The organism is Homoserinimonas sp. OAct 916, assembly GCF_003260275.1.
Taxonomy (GTDB): domain Bacteria; phylum Actinomycetota; class Actinomycetes; order Actinomycetales; family Microbacteriaceae; genus OACT-916.
This window is the reverse complement of record NZ_QJHB01000014.1, coordinates 49,172-71,476: the sequence shown is the minus strand read 5'-3', so window position 1 is coordinate 71,476 and position 22,305 is coordinate 49,172. Positions and strand designations below refer to the sequence as shown.

Here is a 22,305-nt window from a genome sequence, read left to right as displayed (position 1 = left end):
GCCCTGGCGAAGAAGCCCGCCGCGGTCAAACCAGCCGTGAACCAGGCCTTCGTTCGGTGACCCCTCCGGAGGTTTCCATTTGAGGCAATGAATAACCTTCCCGGAGGTATTGACATGAGGCAATAGGGTGAGCACGGGGTCGGGGTGCGATAGCCCCTGTTCGCGCGGTGGTCGCACCTGGAGCGGTCAGGGCAATTCAGGAAGGGACGCAATGGTTGAATCGGTCACGCGCATCGTTGTGATCGGCGCCGGACAGGCTGGTCTCAGCGTGGCCTACTACCTGAAGCGCTTCGACCTCGTGCCTGATGTCGACTTCATTCTCGTCGATCGCGGTCCTGGCGCCGGAGGAGCGTGGCAATTCCGCTGGGAGGAGTTGCGGCTGGGTACAGCTCACAGGATCAGCGACCTGCCTGGGATGGATGCGTTGGGGGTGAGTTTTGATACGGCCGACCGAACAGTGCCCGCGCGTGATGTGGTCGCCGACTATTACCGCCGCTACGAGGACTACTACGACCTGCGGGTTCGCCGGCCGGCACGGGCGACCGGCGTGGCCAACCGTGACGCGGACCTGGCGGTCACGACGTCAGACGGGGACATTCGCACCCACTTCGTCGTGAATGCCACAGGAACCTGGGGCGCTCCGTTTATTCCGTACTATCCCGGCATGCGTTCATTTGCCGGCCGCCAGGTGCACACGGCCGACTATTCATCGGCGCAGGATTTCGCGGGGCAGCGGGTGATCGTCGTCGGCGCCGGCACATCGGCCGTGGGCTTTCTGATGGAGTTGGAGGGGGTTGCTGCCAGCACGCAGTGGGCGACTCGGAGTCCGGCCGACTTTCGAGACGAGATAGAGCTGAGCCCGGAAAGCTCGGCGGCCGCGGTGGCGATGCAGGACGACGCGGCGCGCGCCGGTCGTGCTCTGCCGAGCATCGTGAGCGGCACGGGGGTTCCACGCACCAGGCGTATTGCTGCGGCGATTGCCCGCGGGATCCTCACAGATCGGCGTATGTTCAGCCGGATCGAAGAACGCGGGGTGCGGTGGCCTGACGGTTCGTTCTCCCCGGCGGACACCATCATCTGGGCGACCGGGTTTCGTCCGGAGGCGCGACAGTTGGCGCCGCTGAAGCTACGCGAGAAAGCCGGGGGGTTGACTGTGGCCGGTGGCGCATCCTGGACGGACCCCCGCATCTTCTTTGCCGGCTACGGCCCGCAGGCCAGCACTGTCGGAGCCGGCCGGGCCGGACGAATGATCGCCCGCCAGATCGTCGCTGCGCTCGGTTGACCCAGGCGCAGCAGCCCTTGGCGTTTCGTCTGCCAGTACCGGTCTTTGTGCGTCTTGCGCATTTGCCCCACGTCGGCGAACATGGGCGAACATGGGTGAGAACATGGGCGACCGGCGCGGACGAGCGTAGTGTGTTGGGCATGGCTCACAACACACAGGGTGAGCCGGAACAGCGACCGGCTCACACCAAACAAAGATTTGTCGGATTCTTCGAAAAGTTGGACAACGCGATGAGGCCGATCTTCGGTCCACCGGCCACACCGCTCGATTACGACGTAGCCGACGGCATACCGGCAAACGTCAACTGTCCGGTGTGCGGGCACGGGATGATCATGCACACCGTCAACCGTGACGAGGCAAACCACATCCTCTATTGCCCGGCACACGCAGATGAGCCGCTTGAGGCTGATGACCGCAGGCTCAACGACCTCGGGATGATCAAGGCACCTCGCCCCGACTAGGAAATTCCTCGATCACGAGTTCAAGTGATTGAGCCAAATGGTTGAGCCCCAAATGGTTGAGCTTCATATTGTTGAGCTTCAGATTGTTGCTTCAGGTGGGTATAGGCGGCCTTGCGGACTGTCAGGCTGCTGGGAGGCCTGCTGAAAGTGGGTCAACTCTCGGTGAAGTCAGCTTTCGGTGAAGCGCAGTCAGCTTTCGGTGAAGGTGGGCCAGGTGTCTGGCTGGTCGGTGACGACCCGGCCGGTGGGGGGGTCCATTCCAGTACTCCCGGGGACACTTGTTTCACTCCCCACCCGCCGTGGTGTTTCAACGTGTGGTGGCCGCGGCAGAGGTGGGCGAGGTTGTCGGGCACGGTGGGGCCACCTACTTCGGCGGGGATGGTGTGGTCGATATCGCACCGGCCGGCAGACCGGATACAGCCCGGCTGTCGGCACCGGCCATCTCGCAACCGAAGGAACCGGCGAAGTTTCGCCGACGGCCTATACGTGTCGGCGGTCAAGGCCATCCCGGTGACCGGGTGGGTGAGCAGCCGGGTCAGCCTGGGTGCGTCGGCGGCCAACCGGCGGGCGGTGGCCGGGTCGATCGGACCCTTCCCCGCGAGCGTCGGTGGTTCCAGAGGAACTTTCCCGGGTCTCGTCCCAGTGCCAGTGCCAGTGCCAGCGCCAGCGTCAGTGTGGGGGCCAGTGCCAGTGCCAGTGCCAGTGCCAGTGCTGCCGCCGCCATCGCCGCCGGTGTCGGCGCCCGGGTCTGTGTGGAGGAGGGTGAGTGCGGGGATCACGACCGCGATCTCGGCGCGGATGCCGATGCCGGCGTGGTGGGGGGCGTCTTCGCAGCCGGTGGGTTGCCCGGTCAGTAACAGTTCGCAGGCCAGGTCGGTGCGCAACTGGTCATAGCTGCGTGGCTCACCGGTGACCAGGTCACCGTTGTCAGGGTCGAGGGTGCGGGGCCCGGCGGCGCCGGTGATGGCTTTGGCCTGCTGGGTGAGCCGGTCCAGGATGCCCTCCGCCAACACGGTCGGCACGGTCATACCCAGCTCGGACAGGCCGTCACCGATGTCCTGCACCCACACCCGGCGTTGCGTGTACGCCTGGTCGTACCGTTGCTGAAAAGTCACCTCGCCGCACGTCGCGGCCGCCCGTTGCGCGTACCGGCCGAGCCTGCCCGGGGTGGTGTCGACCGCTTTGTCCAACACCACCTGTTCGTAGACGGCCCGGGCGGTGTCGTCCTGGATGGGCAGGCCGTGGTCGGCGATCACCCGCATATGGCCGAGGTCGATGCGGCCGTCTTCGAGAGCGGCAACCGCTGCCGGGTAGTCGGTGACGAACCGTTCCGCGTCAGCGATGCGGCGGCCCATGGTGCGGTCAGAGACCCGGTGCGCCGCGGCGAGGTCGGCGACCAGGGACCGGTGCGCGATCGACGGGTCACAACCGTACAGTTCGGTGTTACCGGCCCGCACCCACACCGCCAGGGTCGCCAACTCGTGCAACTCCTGGGCCTGCAGGGCACCCATCTGCTGCCGGATCACCACGGTGCGGGCGATCGCAGCCGCCGCCATCTCATCACCGGCACCAAACAGGACAGCGTTCCCACCGACCGTGGATTCGTCGACCCCCGGTGGGTGGTCAGGCATTGCGTTCGGCACAGAGTCAACGGTGGGGGGTTCGCTGCGGCCGAACCTGTCACCATCATCAGATTCGAACATATGTTCCATGTACAGAGTCAACCATGACCCACCGACATTTCGACCGGAGAGTGACAGGCCTGTGGATAACTCCGATTTCCGCAAGGGGAAAGTGAGGTTGGGACGTTGAGGCCCCTGAGCCAAGTCGAAGAGTGAGGCTGCTGAGTTAGCTCACCGACTAGGTTCACTTATAAAGTGCATTCGGTTCGACTTGCTGTTCGACCTCAATTGGGGTCAGCCAGATCATCTCACGTGGCATCAGTCGAAGCGTCGTGGATCCGCTGCTCACCCCAAAGCCAGAATCCCCCAAATCAGAGCCTTCCCGAGCCACCAGATCCGGTAGCCGGTCCCCGGTCCCCGGGCGCCAGAGAACTCACCCGTTCAGTGACCCAACCCGTTCAGCACGTCTTCACGAACCTGTTCAAGTCGTTTCCGAAGATCGGTGACCGCTTCGGGCGAGACCCGACCGCGTGCCGCCTTCAGCCGAAAGTCGGTGTGTACCGTCTGTCGGAACTCATTCAACGCGTGCTCGGCCTCACGTACCGCGGCCATCGACGCGGAGCGCTCCGACTCCTCGTCGGTCGTCGTCGAATCTGGGGTCTTCTCCGAGTCGGTCTTGGCCTGCCTCGCCGCGGCGGCCAGGTCTGCACGAAGACTGCGCATGGCCTCCTTCACCTCGGCCCGCACCCCGTCTGCCAGGCGTCTGACCGAATCGTTCATACCGTCCTCGACATCGGCGAGGTCGGCCTGGCGGGCGGCGAGCTCGGCACGTCCGGCATCCGTGATCTGGTAAACGCTTTTGCGCCCATCGGCGACCTTGGTCACCAGCTTCTCGTCCTCCAGTTTCGCCAGGCGTGGATAGATCGTGCCCGCGCTGGGGCTGTAGGTGCCGCCGAAGCGTTCACTGAGCGACTGGATCAACTCGTAGCCGTGACGCGGTTGATCGGCGAGCAGGCTGAGCAGATAGAGCCGCAGGTGCCCGTGGGCGAATACCGGGGTGGTCATTTCGACTCCGCCGGGGCGGTGTCGGTGTGGGCTGTGTCGGCAGCGCGGGCTGCCGGATGGCGAATCACGGAGAGGTCGCCCGAGACTGAATTGGCCGCGATGTCGACCCAGGTTCCGTCGAGGGATCCGGTCGTGGAGTTGTAGCCGCGCCCGAATGTGCCCTTCACGGTGGTGCCGTCGAGCTGCAGTGTTCCCGAGACCGTGTTCACCCGATAGCGAGCGCCGATTCCCTCGGCCAGTCGCACCGTCAGGTCACCCGAGACGCTGTTGGTGTTGATCTCGTCTGGTGTTCCGGTGAGGTCGACGAACATATTGCCCGAGACGCTTTCGGCGTTGAACCGCCGAATTTCGCCGGAGGCGGTGATGTCGCCCGAGACCGTGCGTGCCCGGATGTTTCCGCTGTGCCGCTGGATCGAGAGCTCGCCGTTGACCGCGTTGAGGTCGATGTTGCCGGTGAGCTGGTCGATCACCACGTCACCGGAGACGGTGTTGATGCGAGCATCAGACACCAGTCCTGAGATCAGGGCACTCGAGGCGACAACACCGAACTTCAGTGCGACGTCGCGGGGCACCAGAATGCTGATGTCTGCCTGGGCGGTTCCGCGGAACGACGAGAACACGTCGATGAAGTTGTCCCAGCGCAGCTGAGGATGGTCGATCTCAAGCTTATCGCCGTCCATCGTGATCTTGAGGTCTTTGCCGCTGACCGAGTGCACTTCGACGCGCGCGCCCGGTTCGTCGTGGCCGATCACATCGACCTGGCCACGGATGAGGCTCACCTTGAGCGAGCGCACCAGTTCAAGGTCGATGACCTTGGGCCCGGTAACGAGCCATTTTTCGAGAGTCATAGGGGTGATCCTTTCTTGCGGGGCATCCCCGTGGACGCCTCACGACAAATCGCGATATATCGCGTCTTGCAGATATCACGATATATCGCGTTTTGTCTCTTCGCAAGCGTTCTCGGGAAATTGGGAGGAATCTGTTGCGGCCGGTCCGCCGCCGGGGAGGGAATCGTCCGCCCGGCCGGAAGATTGAGCAGCAACGGTGGGCAGAACCATCGGCGACACCGGTGGCGCGGTACGGGTAGCCTTGGGCACATGTCACCTGCGAATACACCCGCGACCGTGACCGTGACGGGCGCCGGCGGGCAGATTGGCTACGCGCTTCTCTTCCGGATCGCCTCGGGTCAGCTGCTCGGCCCCGATACGCCGATCAGGCTGCGCCTGCTCGATGTTCCGCAGGGGCTGGCCGCCGCCGAGGGCACCGCGCTGGAACTGGCAGACGGGGCGTTCGGGCTGGTGCACGAGGTCGAAGTGACTGGTGACGCGAGGAAGGCCTTCGATGGAGCCAACGTGGCCATTCTGGTGGGCTCGCAACCGCGCGGTCCCGGAATGGAGCGCGCCGATCTGCTGGAGGCCAACGGCCAGATCTTCAAATTTCAGGGTGCGGCTATCAACGCCGGCGCGGCATCCGATATTCGTGTGACGGTTGTGGGCAACCCGGCCAACACGAACGCCTTGATCGCCAGCGCCCATGCGCCCGATGTTCCAAGCGATCGGTTCACCGCGCTGACCCGGCTGGACCACAACCGCGCACTGTCACAGTTGGCCCACGATTTGAAAGTGCCGGTGGGTGACGTGCACAGTGTGAGCATCTGGGGAAACCATTCGACCACCATGTACCCGGATGTCTTCCACGCCGTCGCGGCCGGACGGCCTGTGGCCGAGTCGGTGGATCGCACCTGGCTGGCCGACGAGTTCATCCCCCGGGTGGCCAATCGCGGCGCGGAGATCATCGCCGCGCGCGGTGCGTCGTCTGCGGCATCCGCGGCCAGCGCCACCATCGATCACGTCCATGACTGGGTGAACGGGACCCACAACGGATGGACGTCGTCGGCCATTCGCTCGGATGGGTCCTACGGGGTGCCGGAGGGGCTCTTCTCGTCGTTCCCCGTGCACGCGGTCGACGGCGCCTGGAGAATAGTGCACGACCTTGAAATCAACCCCTTCTCGCGCTCACGTATCGACTCATCAGTCGCTGAGCTGCTCGCCGAGCGCGAGCAGGTTCAATCGCTCGGACTCCTGCCGGCCTGACGCAGGGATTGCGTGACGCCGAATACCGTCGCGGCCAAGGGCGCCCCCCCCAGAGGGTGAATTCGGGGGTGAATTTAGCTCACTTGTACGTAGTTTTCATTTCCTGAGCCCCCCGCTATCGCATAGTGGATGATCGTTCGACCGAAACAGCGTGCTGGGACGGTCGGCGCTTTTATGTGCTCTGAACCTTAACAGGGCACCTCCACTCGCAATGTCCCTTGGGGGGAAATCCGTATGCTACGTCCTGGCGTGAACAGATCCGTTCGCCGAATCGCTGCCGTGATAGCCACGGCCGGGCTCGTGTTCTCGGCCGTGTTCGTTATGCCGAGCGCTGCCCAGGCGGCTCCAAATCCGAATATCGTTGTCAGCGATGTCGTGCTGACCGGCGCGGTCGGTGGTGCGGTCACCATCGGAGACACGTTGACTGTGACGGGTACCTGGGACGCTTCTGAGGCAGACCCACACGAAGGCGATACCTTCACTATTGGTCTGCCGACCGAGCTCCGCTTCGACCTGGCCCTGCCGTTCAAGCTGCTGGGCGGGGACGGTACCGTGTGGGCTGAATGCCTTACTGATCCGATCACTGACATTGCCACGTGTGAGCTCACTGCCGCTGTGACCGAGAATCCTCTGGAAGTCAGGGGCGCTTTCGAGTTCGAGGCCGAAGCGGTGGCGACGACGACAGCAGAGCAAGTCGAGTTCAACCTCAACGGCAAGCTGACCATGGTTGACCTCCCCGGCGAAGGCGGCATCACAGATGGTGTCGTCATCCCGAGTGACTGGTCGAAGTCGGGCACGCTGAACAGCAACAAGTGGTCGATGACGTGGACCATTGATCTGCCCGGTGGCGGACTCGTCGGTCACGATGTGGTCAGTATTCAGGAAGCGCTGAGTGCCAATCACCGGTTGTGTGACCCGTCGAACCTGAGGGTTCAGACGGTGCGCGGTTCGACCGTGGTCGACGTGTCCGAGATCGCGTCGATTGCGCCCGGCGTGGATGACCAGCACTTCGTGATCGATCTGGCAGCTCCGGCTGCAGGTTTTGACTCTGCCGTAACGTACCGAGTCACGTTCGATACCTGCACCCTCGACAAGCAGATCGATGACAAGGGGACCGAATACACCAACGAGGCCACGATCGATATTCCCGGGTTCGGCAGTTCCGGTGTCATCGGGGTGACCCAGGACTGGGAGGTCACTGGACAGGTCAGCAAGAGTGGAAGTGTGCTCGGGGGTGCTGACCGCAACGGTGTCATCCAGTGGACTGTCACTGTCGCCGGTGATCACCTCATCAACCCGGATGGCACGCCCAAGGACGGTTTCACGCTCACAGAGACGTTGTCGGGGCAGCATGCGCTCTGCACCGATGGCGCCGGAGATTTCGTCGTTCGAGGCCTGAAGATTGATGAACGCTACGGGCCAAGCGAGACCCTCGTGAGGCAGATCGGTTCCGATCTGCTGGTACCGACCACAACCAGTGCGTCGGCGCAGGGATTCGAGATTGACTTCGACGTCGTCGCGGGTTCCGGCTTCACTTTCAAGCCGTCGAAGCATCTCTACCGAATCACGTACCAGACGTGCGCCACAATCGATGGACTACCGACAGCCGGCACGACGTTTGGCAACAGCGCGGCCGTGGACGGCACCATCGCAGGGAGCGAAGCCAGGGTTCCGGGACGATCAGAGAGCAAGAGTGGACGCATCAACACGACTCAGGTCGTGGTCGGTGGCGAGACCAACCTGCCCCAGACAACGCTCGGGTGGACGATCACCGTTCCCGGCGAACGCTTGGACGGCGTCGCAAGTGACCTGACCGTCACTGACGAACTCACCGCTGCCCACCAGGTCTGCGGGTCCGGTGACGACATCTCGGCGCGCCTCGGACTGAAGTTCGAAGCTCGTGACCAGATCAGCGGTGGTGGCTTGGCCACAGTGGATCTCACGGACAGTGTGACCTCAAAACTCGATGGCAACACCATCACGTTCACCGTTCCGCAACCGATTCTGCCCCTTCCGGGCGGCGGCACGGTCACAGGATTCAGTCCCGAGTACCAGTACGTGATCAACTACACGACCTGCACGACGAGTGGCGGTATGGACGCTCCGGGCACGACGTACGGCAACAGCGCAGACGTTGCAGGCATCACGTTCACTCAGACGGTCACTCAGAACAACCGCGGCAGCGGTACCGGGCAGGGCGTGTCCCGCGGCTCGATCGCCGTGTCGAAGGATCTCGCCGACACGATGGGCGCCCAGTTCGTGCCCACAGGCACGGTGTTTACCGTTCATGTGAAGGAGATCTCTCCAGACGGAAGCTTCACCCACGAGTATGACCTGCAGGTGCCGTTGGATGGTGCCCCGGTGAGTGGTCTGAACGCGCGCGGTAATGGCTGGACGGTCGAACTGTCCGAGCCGACGTTCCCTGCTGTTCCTGGTGTCACATTCGGCACCCCGGTGTTTGCAGGAGCGGGTGTCACAATTGGCTCGGACGGCACCGCGACGGTGCCGCTCACCCCGGGCACGAATGCGACAGTGTCGTTGACGAACTCGGCCGACCTCGGTTCGCTGGAGGTTATCAAGGTCGTCGATGGGCCGGCATCCGGACTCGTGGCTGCGGACCGGGAGTTCTCGGTCACGGCACAGGTCGACGTGAGTGCGCTGGGCGCGGCCTTCCCCGCTCAGCCGGATCGAGTCTTCACCATCGTTCAAAACCAGCCCACCGTGCTCGCAAACCTCCCGATCGGTTCGACGGTGTCGTTCTCCGAGACGCCGCCAGCTGATGACGACACCCTGACCTGGGGTGCGGCAGTGATCGACCCGGAGAGCATCGAGGTTCTCGCCGGACACGCTTCAGAGCCTTCGACGATCACGGTCACGAACCACGTGGAGCGCACTGTTGGCACTTTCTCCCTCGCGAAGAACATCGTTGGTGACGAAGCCGACAACCCGGCCGTGCCCGACGAGGTCACGGTCAACGCGACTTGGAACGAAGAGGGCACCCCGGGCGAGGCGACACTGAGCCTTCCGACGGATGGCACGTCGGTGCCGTTCGGGGAGAACCTGCTCATCGGCACAGAGGTGACGCTCACTGAGGTGGCGCTCGTCGACGGTTCCTCGATCGCGTGGGCCTCACCCACTTGGTCCGGCACCGGAGTGCGGATCGATGGCGACCGAGCGGTGGTCACCATCGGCCGCGACGGGGATGCCCGGGTCAGTCTGGACAATCACGCGGCAACCTCCACCGCGGGAATCAGCCTGCTGAAGAGCATTGCCGGCGAGGCCGCAGGCGAGGTTGACTCGGAAACCGAGTTTCCCGTGACCGCGACGTGGACGGATGCCTTCGGTGTGGAACACTCCAAAGAACTGTTCATCAATGCCGTGCAGCCGACACCGCTGGGCGAGGAACTGCCTGCGGGCACGGTCGTGACCGTGATCGAGGGTGAGCGTCCAGCGATCGCCACAGTGATCTGGGATTCGATCACGATCTCAGGATCCGGTGTGGAAGACAATGGTGACGGCAGCGCGACAGTCATCGTGTCGGACCAGCAGGATGATGTCACCCTGATCACCGTCACAAACGAGGCGACCTGGGCAACTGGGACGTTCTCGTTGACGAAGAACGTCACCGGTGTCCTGCTCGGACACCCCGACGTGCCCGCCACGGTCACCGTCACAGCCAGTTGGCTCGACGGTGAAGGGATCGAGCAGTCCGCAGAGTTGAGCGTTCCCACGGATGGCACCGTGGTGGCGTTCGGCCAGGAGCTGGCCCATTCCACGCAGGTGACTCTCAGCGAGGCGACCCCGGAAGGCTCGCAGAGCTTCAACTGGGACACCCCGGTCTGGGGTGGAGACAACGTCGCTGCAAGCGAAGACGGATCGGCCATCGTCACGGTCGGGGCGGCCACTACCGCGGCCGTGTCGTTGACGAACAATGTGACCGTGTCGTTGGGGAGCATCGAGCTGGTGAAAGAGGTGACCGGCACAGCGGACGTTCCAGCGGACACGGTGTATCCGGTGACCGCATCCTGGACCGACCTGATGGGTAACGTGCAGCAGAGGGCCGTGGAGGTCACGGTTGGCATGCCGGCCGTGATCGACAACCTGCCGCTCGGGGTTGCGGTGCACCTCACTGAGAACGAGGCCGCTCTGCCGGATGGCACGCGTTGGGAGGGCGTCATCTGGGCCGCGTTGAGTGACAATGTGACCGTTGAGGGTGAAGGCGCTGAAGCCGTCGTCACAGTCGTTGGCGAGAGTGGTTCGACCGTTTCGATCTCCATGACCAATGAGATTGCGGAACTCCCCGACCTTGACTCGACCGATAATGAGACGCCGACGGGTGACCAGACGCCGACGGGTGACCAGGGGCCGACGGGTGGTCTGGCATCGACGGGTGTGGATTTCGGTCCCTGGCAGCTGGGCGGGATCGTCGGTGTCGGCCTGTCACTTCTGGTGGCTGGAGCAGTACTCATCCTGGTGCGTCGTTCTCGCCGTGGCTGATGCACTACCGGTGAGCAACGCACGAAGCGGCGCCGTCATTCGGTGACCCTTCGGGCGTTGCACTGCTTCGCAGGCGGCGACGTCTGACAGGATGAGCGGGTAAATACTCTCGGGCCGGTGTCTTCACGGCACCGGCCCGAGTATCGTCACGGATGGCTCAGTGCTGGCACTCCTATTTCTTCTTCGCTTTGCGCGGAGACTTCTCCTTTGCGGGCTCCTGGCCGGAGGCGCGAAGTTCTGCGTAGTAGGCGCGCGCCTCGTCCTGGCGTTCCTGCTCGATGCCGCTGGTGATCGTCGCCCGCAGGTGGTCCTGCGTGTAGCCGAAGGCCGACACCAGGTCTTGCGCGTGCGGGCGAAGTCTCGCAACCAGGCGGTCGATGTACGCCGTCACCGCCTGTGCCCGTTGCGGGGAAAGACGGCCGTTGATCAGGTACCAGGCGGCGTGCTTCTCGACCAGGCCCAGACCGAACAGGTCGCGTAACCAGGTCAACACTGCAGCGGTGCACGGGTCGGTGACCTTATCCAACGCGTCGGTGAACGCCTCCCATTGGAGCAGTTCCGTGTGAGCCCTGGCCGCCTCGATCAATTCGTTCTGGTTCGCGTTGAACAGGGCCGCCGCATCCGCCTGGGATGCGTGCTGCGCCGACCGCAACCGGCCGGCGACCGTCGCCACCATTGCCTCGACCCGGTCGGTCAGGAGGGCGCGCTGCGCGATCGGGTGGCGCAGCTGTTCGACCGAACGTGCGGTCGATCCGAAGTCGGCCACCATCTGGCCGAAGCGACGCAATCCACTGCCGTGGTATGTGCGCTCCGCAGCCTGCTCGACGGCGTATTTGGCCAATTCGCCCGCATCCGCCTTGGCAAACTTGCGGCTGTAGTCGGTGAGCAGACGTTTGGCCACCAATTGCAGGAGCACCGTGTTGTCACCCTCGAAGGTGACATAGACGTCCATGTCGGCGCGCAGGCCCACCAGGCGATTCTCCGCCATGTACCCGGCGCCGCCGCAGGCCTCGCGTGACTCCTGCAGGGTCTCGAGCGCGTGCCACGTCGACAGTGCTTTGAAGCCCGCTGCCAGGGTCTCCAGATCTTGCCGGTCGGCATCCGTGTCGGTGGTGCCCGAGAACACCCCGTCGAAGGCGACGAGTAGCTGCTCGTGTGCGAATGAGGTTGCATAGGTGGTCGCCAGCAACGGGATCAGGCGACGCTGATGACGCTGGTAGTCCAGAAGCACCTGTTCGGTGTCATCGTCGGCCGTTGTGAACTGGCGGCGCTGATTGCCGTAGGTGATCGCGATCTGCAACGCGAGCTTCGACGCCGCAACCGCGGCCCCGTCGAGTGAGACCCGCCCCTGCACCAGGGTGCCGAGCATGGTGAAGAAGCGGCGCCCCGGGCTCGAGATCTCCGAGCTGTAGGTGCCGTCGACCGCCACATCGCCGTATCGGTTCAGTAGGTTCGTGCGGGGGATGCGCACGTGGTCGAAGTGCAGACGACCGTTGTCGATTCCGTTCAGCCCGCCCTTCAGCCCGTCATCCTCGCCTCCGATACCGGCCAGGAACTCCCCGTCGTCATCGCGCAGCGGCACGTAGAAGGCGTGCACGCCATGGTTCATGCCGGCAGTGATCAGTTGGGCGAAGACGACCGCGGCCTTGCCGTCCCTGGCGGCGTTGCCGAGATACTCCTTCCACGCGGCGCGGAATGGGGTGTGGATGACGAATTCTTGAGCTTCGGGGTCGTAGGTCGCGGTGGTGCCGATGGAGGCGACATCCGAACCGTGGCCGATCTCGGTCATCGCGAACGCCCCCGGAACCTTGAGGCTCATGATGTCGGGCAGAAGGTCATGGTGATGCTTCTCAGTGCCGAGGTGCACGACCGCGGAACCGAACAGGCCCCACTGCACCCCGGCCTTGATCTGCAGTGACGGGTCTGCCGTGACGAGTTCTTCGAATGAGGCGATGTTGCCGCCGTGATCGTCGTGTCCGCCGAGAAATGTGGGGAACGCACGGTGCACCGCTCCGTGCTTGACCAGGAGACCCAGTTGATCGAAGACGCGGGCGCGATGTTCGTCCATGGGGAGACCCTCGATGCGGTGCAGCGCGGGATCAGCGGCGAGTTCCCGGGCGGCCAGGCGCTCGTCGGCCCACGCGCCGAGCAAGTAGTTGTTCAGGTAGTCGACGTCGACCTTGGGGGTGTCCTGCTTGCTGGCGACCTGGTCGAGTTGAAGGTCGACCTCGGATACCACGGCATCCTGGTCGGGGAGGGCCGAGGTGACGGCCTTCGTCGGAATGGTGGTGGTAGTCGCCTTCTGGGCGGAGTGTGCGGTCTTGCGTGTGGCGTGTGCCATCGAATCCTCGTAACTGATCGGGGGAGCTCTTGATCTGCATCCACGTTACGATCCCGAGCCGGGGAGTGGAAACGTGCAGTGGTGCGGCTACAACCGCACCTAGCAATCGCACCCAGATCGGCTGTGGAAACCTACTAATACCGCCCCGGACCACCGTGGATAATCCACAAGATCGGGCCGGGCGACTCGTTCAGTCGGCCGGAGGAATCACCAGGCGCGGCTTGCGGCCGGCGAGCCAGGTGACCGCGGCGCCGGCGATCACGATCAGCACGATGCCCACGATCACCCCGAACGCCAGGGTTTGGCCGAGAATGACGACGCCTATGAGTGATCCGATGACGGGGTCGATCGAGAACAGGGTGGCCACGACGCGCGCCGAGACCAGTTTGACGGCGGTGAAATCCAACGTGAACGCGAGCGCGACACCGAGCAGCCCCGAGACCGCGAGGATAAACCACCCGCTGGGCTGCACCCGGCCGGCCGCTTCGGCGGAGAACGGCAACAATGCGACAGCGGCGATGGCGACGGCCAGAACCAGGCCATCGACACCTGTGCTGTGGCGGCCGACCCTCTCAGCGAGCACCGTGTACAGCCCGAACATGACGGCCGTTCCGATTCCGAACGCGAAGCCCAGGGCATCCATCTCGCCGCCCGGATTGCTGATCAGAATCACGCCGGTCAACGCGATCACCGGAAAGACCATCTCCCAGCGCCGGGTGACCCCGGTGACGGCGATCGCGAACGGTCCGAGGTATTCGAGGGTGACGGCCACGCCGAGAGGCAGCCGTTCGACCGTGAGATAGAACAGCACATTCATGGCGGCCATGGCCAGCCCGAAGGCGAGGATGTGCCCCCAGGCCCGCTTTGTGCGCCCGCGCAGTCGCGGGCGCACGATCGCGAACAACACAACGCCCGCGAACAGCATTCGCAGTCCGTTCACCCCGTAGGTGCCCACGGTCGCGAACAACGCGGTGACGATCGCCACCGAATACTGCACGCCGATCGAACCGCCGATCACGCAGAGCACGCCGACGACCGCACGGGCGGCCGGATGCTGCGGAAGGAGGCGACGTGGCACTCGGCTGCTACCCCTGACGTGCCAGTTGCTGGAGCAGCTCGGGCCCGCGACGCTCCAGTAGGGCGCCGCCGATACGGATCCCCGCCAAAAGCACACCGCCACCCAGCACAACGCCGACGGCAAGCGTGATCCACCCGAACGTCTGGCTCTGGAGCGTGAAACCGATGATCGCCAGCACCATTTCGGGCACGATGAGCACGAGCAGGATGCCCCAGGTGGCAAATGTGGTCAGTGAGGAGATCAGCCCCGCGCCCGGCGGCGACTTGAAGGGGCTGTCTCCGGCCGCGGGAACCGGGAACACGATCCGGGCGCTGGTGATGCTGGCCACGCCGAAACCGGTGAGCAGGATTCCGAGCGTCAGGCCGAGCAGGCCGGGCAGGTGCAACCAACTGTTCGAGAGCCAGGCTGAGCCGACGGTGACAGCAATGACGATCGGCACGGCAAAGAGGGCGACAGCGAGGATGCGGCCGCTACGATCGGCCCGGCCGCGGATGCCTGTTGACAGGTGCAGCGCGAATGCGGTGCCGTCATAGGAGACATCGGTGAAGATCGACAGTGACAGCAGGAAGGCGATCACCGGCCCTGCCGCGTTGACAAGGCCCGGTGAGTCTGCGGTGCTGGCATAGAAGTACAGCAACACAGGGATGATCGGCACGAGGATCAACTGCTTGCCGTACCGCGGGTCGCGCACCCAATAGGTCAGTGAGCGTGCGGCGACCGCGCCCGTCGCGGTGTCCGGAAGAAGACGAAAGAAGCCGAGGGCCCCGCGTGCCACCCGCCTCGAAGCGCCGTGGGTCGGGCTGGACAGGGCGTGGTCGAGGGAGCGACGCCATACCAGGACCAACAGCACGGGCCAGGCCAGCGCGATCGCGAACTGGAGCGCTGCCACCGGGTGATTGCCGAGTGCGATCTGGGCCGGAACAGACCAGACGGCTCCCAGCGGGGTCCAGCCAAGCCCCGCGGCGACCTGGGGCAGAGCATCCACGGCACCCCGAACACCGGTGCCGAGAACGATGATGATCGGGCCGAGCAGAACCAGGGGTATGAACAGCAGCACCCCGCTGATCTCCCGGAAGCGGCGCCCCGAGACCAGACCGGTGGTCATCGCGGCAACCGTGCGCGCGCCGATGACACAACTGAGCGTGCCGACAACGGCACAGACCAGTGCGGCCACGGCAGCAGCCGGATGCTGCCACCAGGCGACCATGATCGCTCCGGTGGCCAGCAGGGTGAGGATCCCGGGGATGCCGAGCACCCCACCCACGGTGATCCCGGCCAACACCTGGCTTTTCGTCAGCGGGAACGGAGCCAATCGGGCCGGATCCAGCGTCTGGTCGATACCGACGGTGATCAGCGGGCCGACCATCCAGCCGATCACCAGGGCGGAGCCGGCCAGAACCAGTACCGTTCGGATGAAGAGCGTGTCGGTGCCGCCCAGGGCGACCATGCCGACGGTGATCAGGCCGAGCATGCCGAGGCCGTACGCCGCACCGAGAACAACGGCGACCAACTGCCAGGGGCTCCGCCTCCAGGAGTTGACGAGCAGCAGCAGGCGCAGTCTTACGAGATGCGCAACCACGCGGGGCCCTCTCCGTGGGTGCGGCCGCCGACGAGCTCGACGAAGCGGTCCTCGAGGGTGGAGCCCGCGCGCACATCATCCGTGGTGCCGGCAGCGACCACCCGGCCGGCATTGATGATCGCCACGTGGTCGCACATGCGCTGCACCAGGTCCATCGAGTGACTGGAGACGATGACGGTGCCCCCGCTTGCGACATAGCCCTCGAGCAGGTGGCGAATGTTCGCTGCCGAGACCGGGTCGACCGACTCGAACGGCTCATCGAGCACCAACAGGCGGGGAGCATGCACCAGGGCGCAGGCAATGGCAACCTTCTTGGTCATCCCGGCCGAGTAGTCGACCACCAGAGTCCCGGCGGCCTCCTCCAGGTCAAGCAGTTGAAGCAGATCGGCAACGCGCTCGCCGGCGGTCTGCCGGTCCATGCCGCTGAGCAGGCCCGAGTATGTGACCAGTTGCTCGCCCGTGAGTCGGTCGAAGAGTTTCACCCCGTCGGCAAGTACCCCGATCTGCCGTTTGGCCTCTGTCAGGTTGCGCCAGAGGTCGATGCCGTGAATCAACACCTGCCCGGCGTTCGGCCGGAGCAGCCCGGTGGACATAGAGAGAGTCGTCGTCTTGCCGGCGCCGTTAGGGCCGACCAGACCATAGAAGGAGCCTGTCGGAACATCGAGGTCGATGGCGTCGACCGCGACCTTGTCGCCATACCACTTGGTCAGACCGCGAATCGAGAGCGCTGCGCTCGGGTCGGCTGCGGCCCACGCGCCCGTTTCGCGAGCAGGTGGTTTCGACCCGGGGTTCTCCGGCGTGCGATCGTCGGGGGTGGGGATCTCTGGAATAGACATTCGCTCCGGCCTGGAAGGGGTTCGTCGATGGATTCCGGTTCAGTGGAGGTCGACTCCGTTGCTCGGGGATACAGCCTACGGGACGACGGGTGTCCATCGAAGATACCGGCAGTCGGAACCCACGCGCAGTAGCCTCATCACATGGCTCGATATGTGGCGCTGTTGCGCGGGGTGAACGTGGGCGGCGTGAACCTGAAGATGGCCGACGTACGGGCCGCGTTCACCGCCATCGGCTTCGGGAACGTCAGTACAGTGCTGGCCAGCGGCAACGTGATATTCGACGCCGAGGATGGGCCGGCCGCAACCAAACCGCGAATCGAACGGGCGCTCGCCGACACATTCGGCTACCCGGCGCGGGTGCACGTGCTCTCGCTGGCCGAGATCGAGAGAGTCATCACAGACTTTCCGTTCGACGCCGACCGGGAGGGCTGGCATCCATACGTGATCTTCCTGATGGGAGACGAACCGCGAGACGTGCTGCTTTCGGTCGACCTCGATGCCGACCTGGAGGCGGCCGCCCCCGGTGACGGCGTGATCTATTGGACCGTCGAGCGCGGGCACACCCTCACGAGCGCGATCGGAAAGGCGACCGCGCGTGCCCGCATCAAGGAGCTGACGACCACCCGCAACCTGCGCACCCTGAAGAAGCTGGTCGGGTGACCGGTCACGCTGGGTGCGCGGCGACCACTTCGAGCAGCATCGCCCCGTAGGATTCCAGTTTCTTGGCACCGATCCCGGTGATGGTGCTGAGGTCAGTCTCGGAGGCCGGGCGCTCCACCGCGACGGCGCGCAGTGTCGCGTCGCCGAACACGATGTAGGCCGGCACCGATTGCTCCCTGGCCTGCTCTGCCCGCCAGACGCGCAACTGCTCGAACAGTGACGCCGCAGACTCTGGGAGGTCTGCGGCTGCCTTCTTCGCCGCCTTCGTCGCTCGTGATCTGGTCGCCTTCTCGGGCTCTGCACGCAACATCACGCTCTCGCTGCCGGCCAGCACGGCAGCGCTTGCCTCGGTCGTGACCAGCGTGCCGTAGCCGTCGTCGTTCACCGCCAGCATCCCCTTTGCCAGCAGTTGCCGCACCACGCCGCGCCACTGCTGTTCGCCGAGCTCTTGGCCGATCCCCCACGTCGCCAGGCGTTCGTGCCCGTGCTGCAGAGTGCGCGGTGTTTCCTTTCCACGCAGGATGTCGATCAGCTGTCCGGCCCCGAACCGCTGCCCGCGCTCCCGCTGCAGCCGGACAACGGTCGACAGCAGCTTCTGAGCCGCGACCGTGCCGTCCCAGCCGGTGACCGGGTCGAGGCAGGTGTCGCAATTGCCGCACGGTGCGCTCGTCTGCCCGAAGTAGGCCAGAAGGTTCACACGGCGGCACTCGAGGGTTTCGCAGAGCGCGAGCATCGCGTCCAGGTGGGCAGACATGCGCCGACGGTGGGCCAGGTCGCCGGGGGACGAGTCGATCATCCGCCGTTGTTGCACCACGTCTTGCAGACCGTAGGTGAGCCACGCGGTGGACGGCTGCCCGTCACGTCCCGCCCGCCCGGTCTCCTGGTAGTAGCCCTCGACGGCCTTCGGCAGGTCGATGTGGGCGACGAAGCGCACATCCGGCTTGTCGATACCCATGCCGAACGCGATCGTCGCGACCACGACGACGCCGTCTTCGCGCAGAAACCGTGACTGGGTGCGGGCACGTGATGCCGAATCCATCCCCGCGTGGTAGGCAAGCGCGGTCACTCCGTGGCTACCCAGGAACTCGGCCGTCTGCTCCACCGATTTGCGGGAGAGGGCATACACGATGCCCGCATCCCCCGCGTGCTCGGCGCGGATGAAGTCGAGCAGCTGCTTGCGCGGTTCGTTCTTGGAAACGATGCGGTACTGGATGTTGGGGCGGTCGAAGTCGGAAACGAAATGGCGGGCGCGGCCCAGCTGCAGTCTGGCCGTGATGTCTTTGTGGGTGGCCTCGGTGGCGGTAGCAGTGAGGGCGATGCGGGGCACGTCGGGCCAGCGATCGGCGAGTTCGGAAAGGGCGAGGTAGTCGGGCCGGAAGTCGTGGCCCCACTGCGACACGCAGTGCGCCTCATCGATGGCGAACAGAGCGATCCGGCCGTTCGACAGGAAACGCTTGGTCTGCTCCTGGGAAAGCCGCTCCGGCGCCACGTACAGCAGGTCGAGCTCGCCGGCCAGATACGCCTGCTCCACCCGCGCCTGTTCTGCGGCATCCTGGGTCGAGTTCAGAAATGCCGCGCGCACCCCGACGGCGGTGAGGGCATCCACCTGGTCTTGCATCAGGGCTATCAGCGGTGAGATGACGACGCCCGTGCCGTCTCGCACGATCGACGGGATCTGGTAGCACAGGCTTTTGCCTGCACCGGTGGGCATGAGCACGACGGCATCGCCGCCGTCGATCACATGCTGGATGATCTCGTGCTGCTGCCCACGGAACGAGTCGTAGCCGAAGGTCTGCTCGAGAACGGAAAGTGCCGGGTTCATCCCCCCAGCGTAGGCGAGCCCGGAGACGTCGACGTGCGGGGCCGGCGACCCGTGCAGAACGCGCCGAGGCCCGGGCGATCACGGGCCGGTGACCTGCGGCGCCCACAGATCGCTGTGATAAGTTCGGTGCGGTTGAACTGGAGGTCGGCTGGGGAGAACCCGGCCAGCAGAACCCCGAACGGCAAGCGCCCCGGACAGACCGAAACCCGGACAGACAGCGGAGCAGACATGACCTCACGGCACGCGCGTGTGATGCGCGCGATGCTCGCGGCCGGATTCGCCACGTTCATGGCCGTGCTGTCACACTCGGTGGCAGCAGCCGAGGCGCCCGGCGCGCTCGCGGTTGTGCTTTCGGTGGTCTTCTCGGTGCTGGTGTGCCTTGCATTGACCGGTCGCCGACTCTCGCTCTGGCGGCTCTCGATCGCGGTGATCGCCAGCCAGGTGATCTACCACGGCCTCTTCACGCTCTTCGGCACCCCGTCGGCAGGGGCCGTCGGCGTGGCCGGCCGATCCGGCGGACTTTTCGCGCCGCACGACCACGCCGCCATGATGGCCCAGATCCAAGCGCTCTCGAGTGGGGTCCAGGCCTCGTCTCCAGAGCTGGTCGCCGCCGGCTGGATGCTCGCGGCACACGCTCTTGCGGCCGTCACGACCATTGCCGCGCTGCGCTACTTCGAGCGCGCTTTCTGGGGGATCGTTGAGGGAACACGGCTGCAGTTGCGGGCACTGCTCACGCCTGCGGTGCAGCCTGTCGAGGTCGTCGGCACCCCGGTGCGGACGGTGCGCGGGTGGAACGACGAATTTCGACAAAAACGTGAGCATCTGATCTCGTCGATGTGTCACCGCGGGCCCCCGTTAGCTGCTGCTGGGTAGTCGGCATCGACCCAGGCGGTCGACCGAACCTGTTCCTTGGCCAACTCCTGCCAGAACAGCCCGGGCACCTCAGCCCTTTCGCCGAATCAGCCGCGCTTCGCACCGGCCGAAACACTCGACGACACACCTCTCACGCAGGGGCACGCCTCGACCGGCGTCGCCCGCTTCTCAAAGGACAACGCGCATGAAACACGCTTCAAAAAAATCAGTTCGCTCCCTCGTCATCGGGGGCACGGCCATGACCGCCGCCGCCCTCATCGCCCTTGCCGCCCCGCTTGCCGCCCAGGCCCATGTGACGGTCGCACCGGGTCAGGCAGACGCGGGCTCCTGGACCACCCTCACCTTCAAGGTTCCGAATGAATCGGCGACCGCAGGAACCGTGGGGCTCGAGGTGATGCTGCCGACCGACACTCCGTTCACGTCGATCAGCTACCAGCCCGTGCCCGGCTGGAGCGCGCAGATCGAGACCGCGAAACTGCCCCAGCCGATCGAGGTGCACGGGGCCAGTATCACCGAGGCGCCCAGCAAGATCACCTGGACCGCCGATGAGGGCACGTCGATTACTGCCGGCCAGTTCCAGCAGTTCGTCATCTCGGCCGGGCCGGTGCCTGACACAGGGCATATCATCCTGCCGGCACACCAGACCTATTCGGATGGCTCCGTCGTCGTCTGGGATGAGGTTGCTGGGGCAGATGGCGCCGAACCCGCGCATCCGGCCCCGACACTATACGTGAATGACGAGCCTGCCGGCGACGGCCACAGTCATGACGACTCCGATGATATGGCCAGAGTGACCCCGTCTGCGCCGGTGGCTCCCGGGTCGGATGACAGCGAGTCAGCTGAGGGCGCAACGTCTGGCGACGTGCCGTCGGCCGAGTCCGCTGACACCGGCGTATCGCTCTGGGTGGCATTCGCCGGCCTCGGGCTCGGTGCCATTGCCCTTGTGGTGGCAGTCGCCGCCTTTGCCGGGCGCAATAAGCGCGACGGCGGCGTGGCGCACGGCGCTGCGCAAAACGGTGCTACGCAAAACGGTGCTACGCAAAACGGTGCTACGCCGAAAGGCGACGTGACGAAGTGACACGCTCACCTTTGGTGCGCCCCGCACGGTCGCGCAACACCATGGTGGTCGTGTTGGCCTTCGTCGCGTTGGTCACAATGGTCGGGCTGGGAGCGGGGCCGGCATCAGCCCACAACTACTTGGTCACCTCGACCCCGGCCCCGGGGAGCGTGGTGACCGAGCCGTTGGGCGCCGTCACCCTGGAATTCAACGATGTGGTGCTGAACCTGGTCACCAATACCTCGTTCGTCGAGGTCACAGACGCGCAGGGTGCCCACTTCGAGACCGCATGCCCGACGACCGCCGACCGCACGGTGACCGCTCCGATCGCGCTCGGTGCCGCCGGCGAGTACCGGATCGTCTGGCAGATCGTCTCCGCCGATGGGCACGTGGTCTCCGACCAGCAGGTGTTCACCTACGAGCCAGCAGCCGGGGTGCCCGAGGCTGCCGGTTCGGCCACGGCCCCGTGCCCCAGCGCGGATGCCGGGTCGGGGTCTGGGCCGGAGGAGGCGAACCTCGCTCCGACCGATGCCGACCAGCAAGCCAGCGGTTCGAACACGGCGTTGATCCTGTCGGTCGCGGGCGGGATCGTACTGCTCGCGCTGATCGGGGTCGGCGTGGTGATGTTTCTGGCGCGTTCGAAGAATCATGCCGGTACCGGCGAATAGGCGATAGCGCGGCTCACCCGAACTCGTCGGATCGGCGGTGGAGCGGAAGAAAGGGGGCCGCGGGAATCCCACGGCCCCCTTCCGGCGCCTTCCGGCGCCCGCCGGCGGAGCTGCTAACCCGAATAGCTGCTCGGCCGGGCCTGGTGAACGGGCGGCGCTCCCTGGCGGGAGCGTGCCCGTTCGCGACCGAATCGGCCGACTTCTGCCAGGGCAGACGTCGACCGAGGTCGCAAATCTTCATCTACTGTGCCACAGTTCCACGGCCACGTACGACTCCCACACGCCGTGTATCGAGCGAACGTCGCCCGACGTGAAACCTCGGGGCAAAAAAGTGGGACCGTGGCTTTCGCCCGGTCCCACTTGTCCGCCTT

16 protein-coding genes are annotated in these 22,305 nt (G+C 65.1%); 8 read left to right on the top strand and 8 right to left on the bottom strand.

Annotated elements, in window-relative coordinates; all coding sequences use genetic code 11:
- Positions 1-211: 211 nt before the first annotated feature.
- The gene (locus DL891_RS15365) at positions 212-1,282 is read left to right on the top strand and encodes an NAD(P)-binding domain-containing protein (protein ID WP_111721348.1); all 1,071 of its coding nucleotides are present in this window, start codon (positions 212-214) and stop codon (positions 1,280-1,282) included.
- 140 nt (positions 1,283-1,422) lie between these two features.
- A complete protein-coding gene (locus DL891_RS15360; protein WP_111721346.1) occupies positions 1,423-1,743 on the top strand; it encodes a hypothetical protein in 321 nt (106 codons plus the stop codon).
- Between the two features lie 152 nt (positions 1,744-1,895).
- On the opposite strand, the gene DL891_RS15355 is transcribed toward DL891_RS15360, so the two are convergent.
- The 3 genes from DL891_RS15355 to DL891_RS15345 all read right to left on the bottom strand — a co-directional run bounded on the left by DL891_RS15355 (position 1,896) and on the right by DL891_RS15345 (position 5,278).
- Positions 1,896-3,455, bottom strand: a complete 1,560-nt coding sequence (locus tag DL891_RS15355) for an HNH endonuclease signature motif containing protein (protein WP_111721344.1) — start codon at positions 3,453-3,455, stop codon at positions 1,896-1,898.
- Between the two features lie 351 nt (positions 3,456-3,806).
- Positions 3,807-4,430, bottom strand: coding sequence for a PadR family transcriptional regulator (locus tag DL891_RS15350; RefSeq protein WP_111721342.1), 624 nt, complete (start codon positions 4,428-4,430; stop codon positions 3,807-3,809).
- Positions 4,427-5,278, bottom strand: a complete 852-nt coding sequence (locus DL891_RS15345) for a DUF4097 family beta strand repeat-containing protein (RefSeq protein WP_111721340.1) — start codon at positions 5,276-5,278, stop codon at positions 4,427-4,429. Before DL891_RS15345 ends, DL891_RS15350 begins: the two co-directional genes overlap by 4 nt.
- A gap of 249 nt (positions 5,279-5,527) precedes the next feature.
- On the opposite strand from DL891_RS15345, the gene DL891_RS15340 reads away from it, so the two are divergent.
- A complete protein-coding gene (locus DL891_RS15340) occupies positions 5,528-6,523 on the top strand; it encodes a malate dehydrogenase (RefSeq protein ID WP_111721338.1) in 996 nt (331 codons plus the stop codon).
- A 249-nt stretch (positions 6,524-6,772) separates the two neighbouring features.
- On the top strand, positions 6,773-11,020 hold the full coding sequence (locus DL891_RS15335; RefSeq protein ID WP_111721336.1) for a DUF5979 domain-containing protein: 4,248 nt from the start codon (positions 6,773-6,775) through the stop codon (positions 11,018-11,020).
- A 172-nt stretch (positions 11,021-11,192) separates the two neighbouring features.
- On the opposite strand, the gene DL891_RS15330 is transcribed toward DL891_RS15335, so the two are convergent.
- From DL891_RS15330 to DL891_RS15315, 4 genes are all read right to left on the bottom strand, one after another.
- Positions 11,193-13,361 (bottom strand): acyl-CoA dehydrogenase, encoded by a 2,169-nt coding sequence (locus tag DL891_RS15330; RefSeq protein WP_111721334.1) that lies wholly within the window; start codon positions 13,359-13,361, stop codon positions 11,193-11,195.
- Positions 13,362-13,551: 190 nt separating this feature from the next.
- Positions 13,552-14,439: a DMT family transporter gene (locus tag DL891_RS15325; protein ID WP_198668947.1), complete on the bottom strand. Its 888-nt coding sequence runs from the start codon at positions 14,437-14,439 to the stop codon at positions 13,552-13,554.
- 7 nt (positions 14,440-14,446) lie between these two features.
- On the bottom strand, positions 14,447-16,018 hold the full coding sequence (locus DL891_RS15320; RefSeq protein WP_111721332.1) for a transporter: 1,572 nt from the start codon (positions 16,016-16,018) through the stop codon (positions 14,447-14,449).
- The gene (locus tag DL891_RS15315; protein WP_111721330.1) at positions 16,000-16,854 is read right to left on the bottom strand and encodes an ABC transporter ATP-binding protein; all 855 of its coding nucleotides are present in this window, start codon (positions 16,852-16,854) and stop codon (positions 16,000-16,002) included. The genes DL891_RS15320 and DL891_RS15315 overlap by 19 nt, the downstream gene beginning before the upstream one ends.
- A 141-nt stretch (positions 16,855-16,995) precedes the next feature.
- On the opposite strand from DL891_RS15315, the gene DL891_RS15310 reads away from it, so the two are divergent.
- A complete protein-coding gene (locus tag DL891_RS15310) occupies positions 16,996-17,514 on the top strand; it encodes a DUF1697 domain-containing protein (RefSeq protein WP_111721328.1) in 519 nt (172 codons plus the stop codon).
- Between the two features lie 4 nt (positions 17,515-17,518).
- Here DL891_RS15310 and recQ read toward each other — a convergent pair whose 3' ends face one another.
- Positions 17,519-19,336: a DNA helicase RecQ gene (recQ, locus tag DL891_RS15305; protein ID WP_111721326.1), complete on the bottom strand. Its 1,818-nt coding sequence runs from the start codon at positions 19,334-19,336 to the stop codon at positions 17,519-17,521.
- 228 nt (positions 19,337-19,564) lie between these two features.
- Between recQ and DL891_RS15300 the strand changes: the two genes are divergently transcribed.
- From DL891_RS15300 to DL891_RS15290, 3 genes are all read left to right on the top strand, one after another.
- Entirely contained in the window at positions 19,565-20,209 is a 645-nt protein-coding gene (locus DL891_RS15300; protein WP_111721325.1) for a hypothetical protein, read from the top strand.
- Positions 20,210-20,393: 184 nt separating this feature from the next.
- Entirely contained in the window at positions 20,394-21,287 is an 894-nt protein-coding gene (locus DL891_RS15295; RefSeq protein WP_232819213.1) for a YcnI family protein, read from the top strand.
- Positions 21,284-21,934: a copper resistance CopC family protein gene (locus tag DL891_RS15290; RefSeq protein WP_232819212.1), complete on the top strand. Its 651-nt coding sequence runs from the start codon at positions 21,284-21,286 to the stop codon at positions 21,932-21,934. Before DL891_RS15295 ends, DL891_RS15290 begins: the two co-directional genes overlap by 4 nt.
- Positions 21,935-22,305: the final 371 nt, after the last annotated feature.

Bases quoted from the DNA above. Each gene is read 5' to 3' on its own strand.
- DL891_RS15365 (WP_111721348.1), top strand. From the start codon at position 212: ATGGTTGAATCGGTCACGCGCATCGTTGTGATCGGCGCCGGACAGGCT.
- DL891_RS15360 (WP_111721346.1), top strand. From the start codon at position 1,423: ATGGCTCACAACACACAGGGTGAGCCGGAACAGCGACCGGCTCACACC.
- DL891_RS15355 (WP_111721344.1), bottom strand. From the start codon at position 3,455: ATGGAACATATGTTCGAATCTGATGATGGTGACAGGTTCGGCCGCAGC.
- DL891_RS15350 (WP_111721342.1), bottom strand. From the start codon at position 4,430: ATGACCACCCCGGTATTCGCCCACGGGCACCTGCGGCTCTATCTGCTC.
- DL891_RS15345 (WP_111721340.1), bottom strand. From the start codon at position 5,278: ATGACTCTCGAAAAATGGCTCGTTACCGGGCCCAAGGTCATCGACCTT.
- DL891_RS15340 (WP_111721338.1), top strand. From the start codon at position 5,528: ATGTCACCTGCGAATACACCCGCGACCGTGACCGTGACGGGCGCCGGC.
- DL891_RS15330 (WP_111721334.1), bottom strand. From the start codon at position 13,361: ATGGCACACGCCACACGCAAGACCGCACACTCCGCCCAGAAGGCGACT.
- DL891_RS15315 (WP_111721330.1), bottom strand. From the start codon at position 16,854: ATGTCTATTCCAGAGATCCCCACCCCCGACGATCGCACGCCGGAGAAC.
- DL891_RS15310 (WP_111721328.1), top strand. From the start codon at position 16,996: ATGGCTCGATATGTGGCGCTGTTGCGCGGGGTGAACGTGGGCGGCGTG.
- recQ (WP_111721326.1), bottom strand. From the start codon at position 19,336: ATGAACCCGGCACTTTCCGTTCTCGAGCAGACCTTCGGCTACGACTCG.
- DL891_RS15300 (WP_111721325.1), top strand. From the start codon at position 19,565: ATGACCTCACGGCACGCGCGTGTGATGCGCGCGATGCTCGCGGCCGGA.
- DL891_RS15295 (WP_232819213.1), top strand. From the start codon at position 20,394: ATGAAACACGCTTCAAAAAAATCAGTTCGCTCCCTCGTCATCGGGGGC.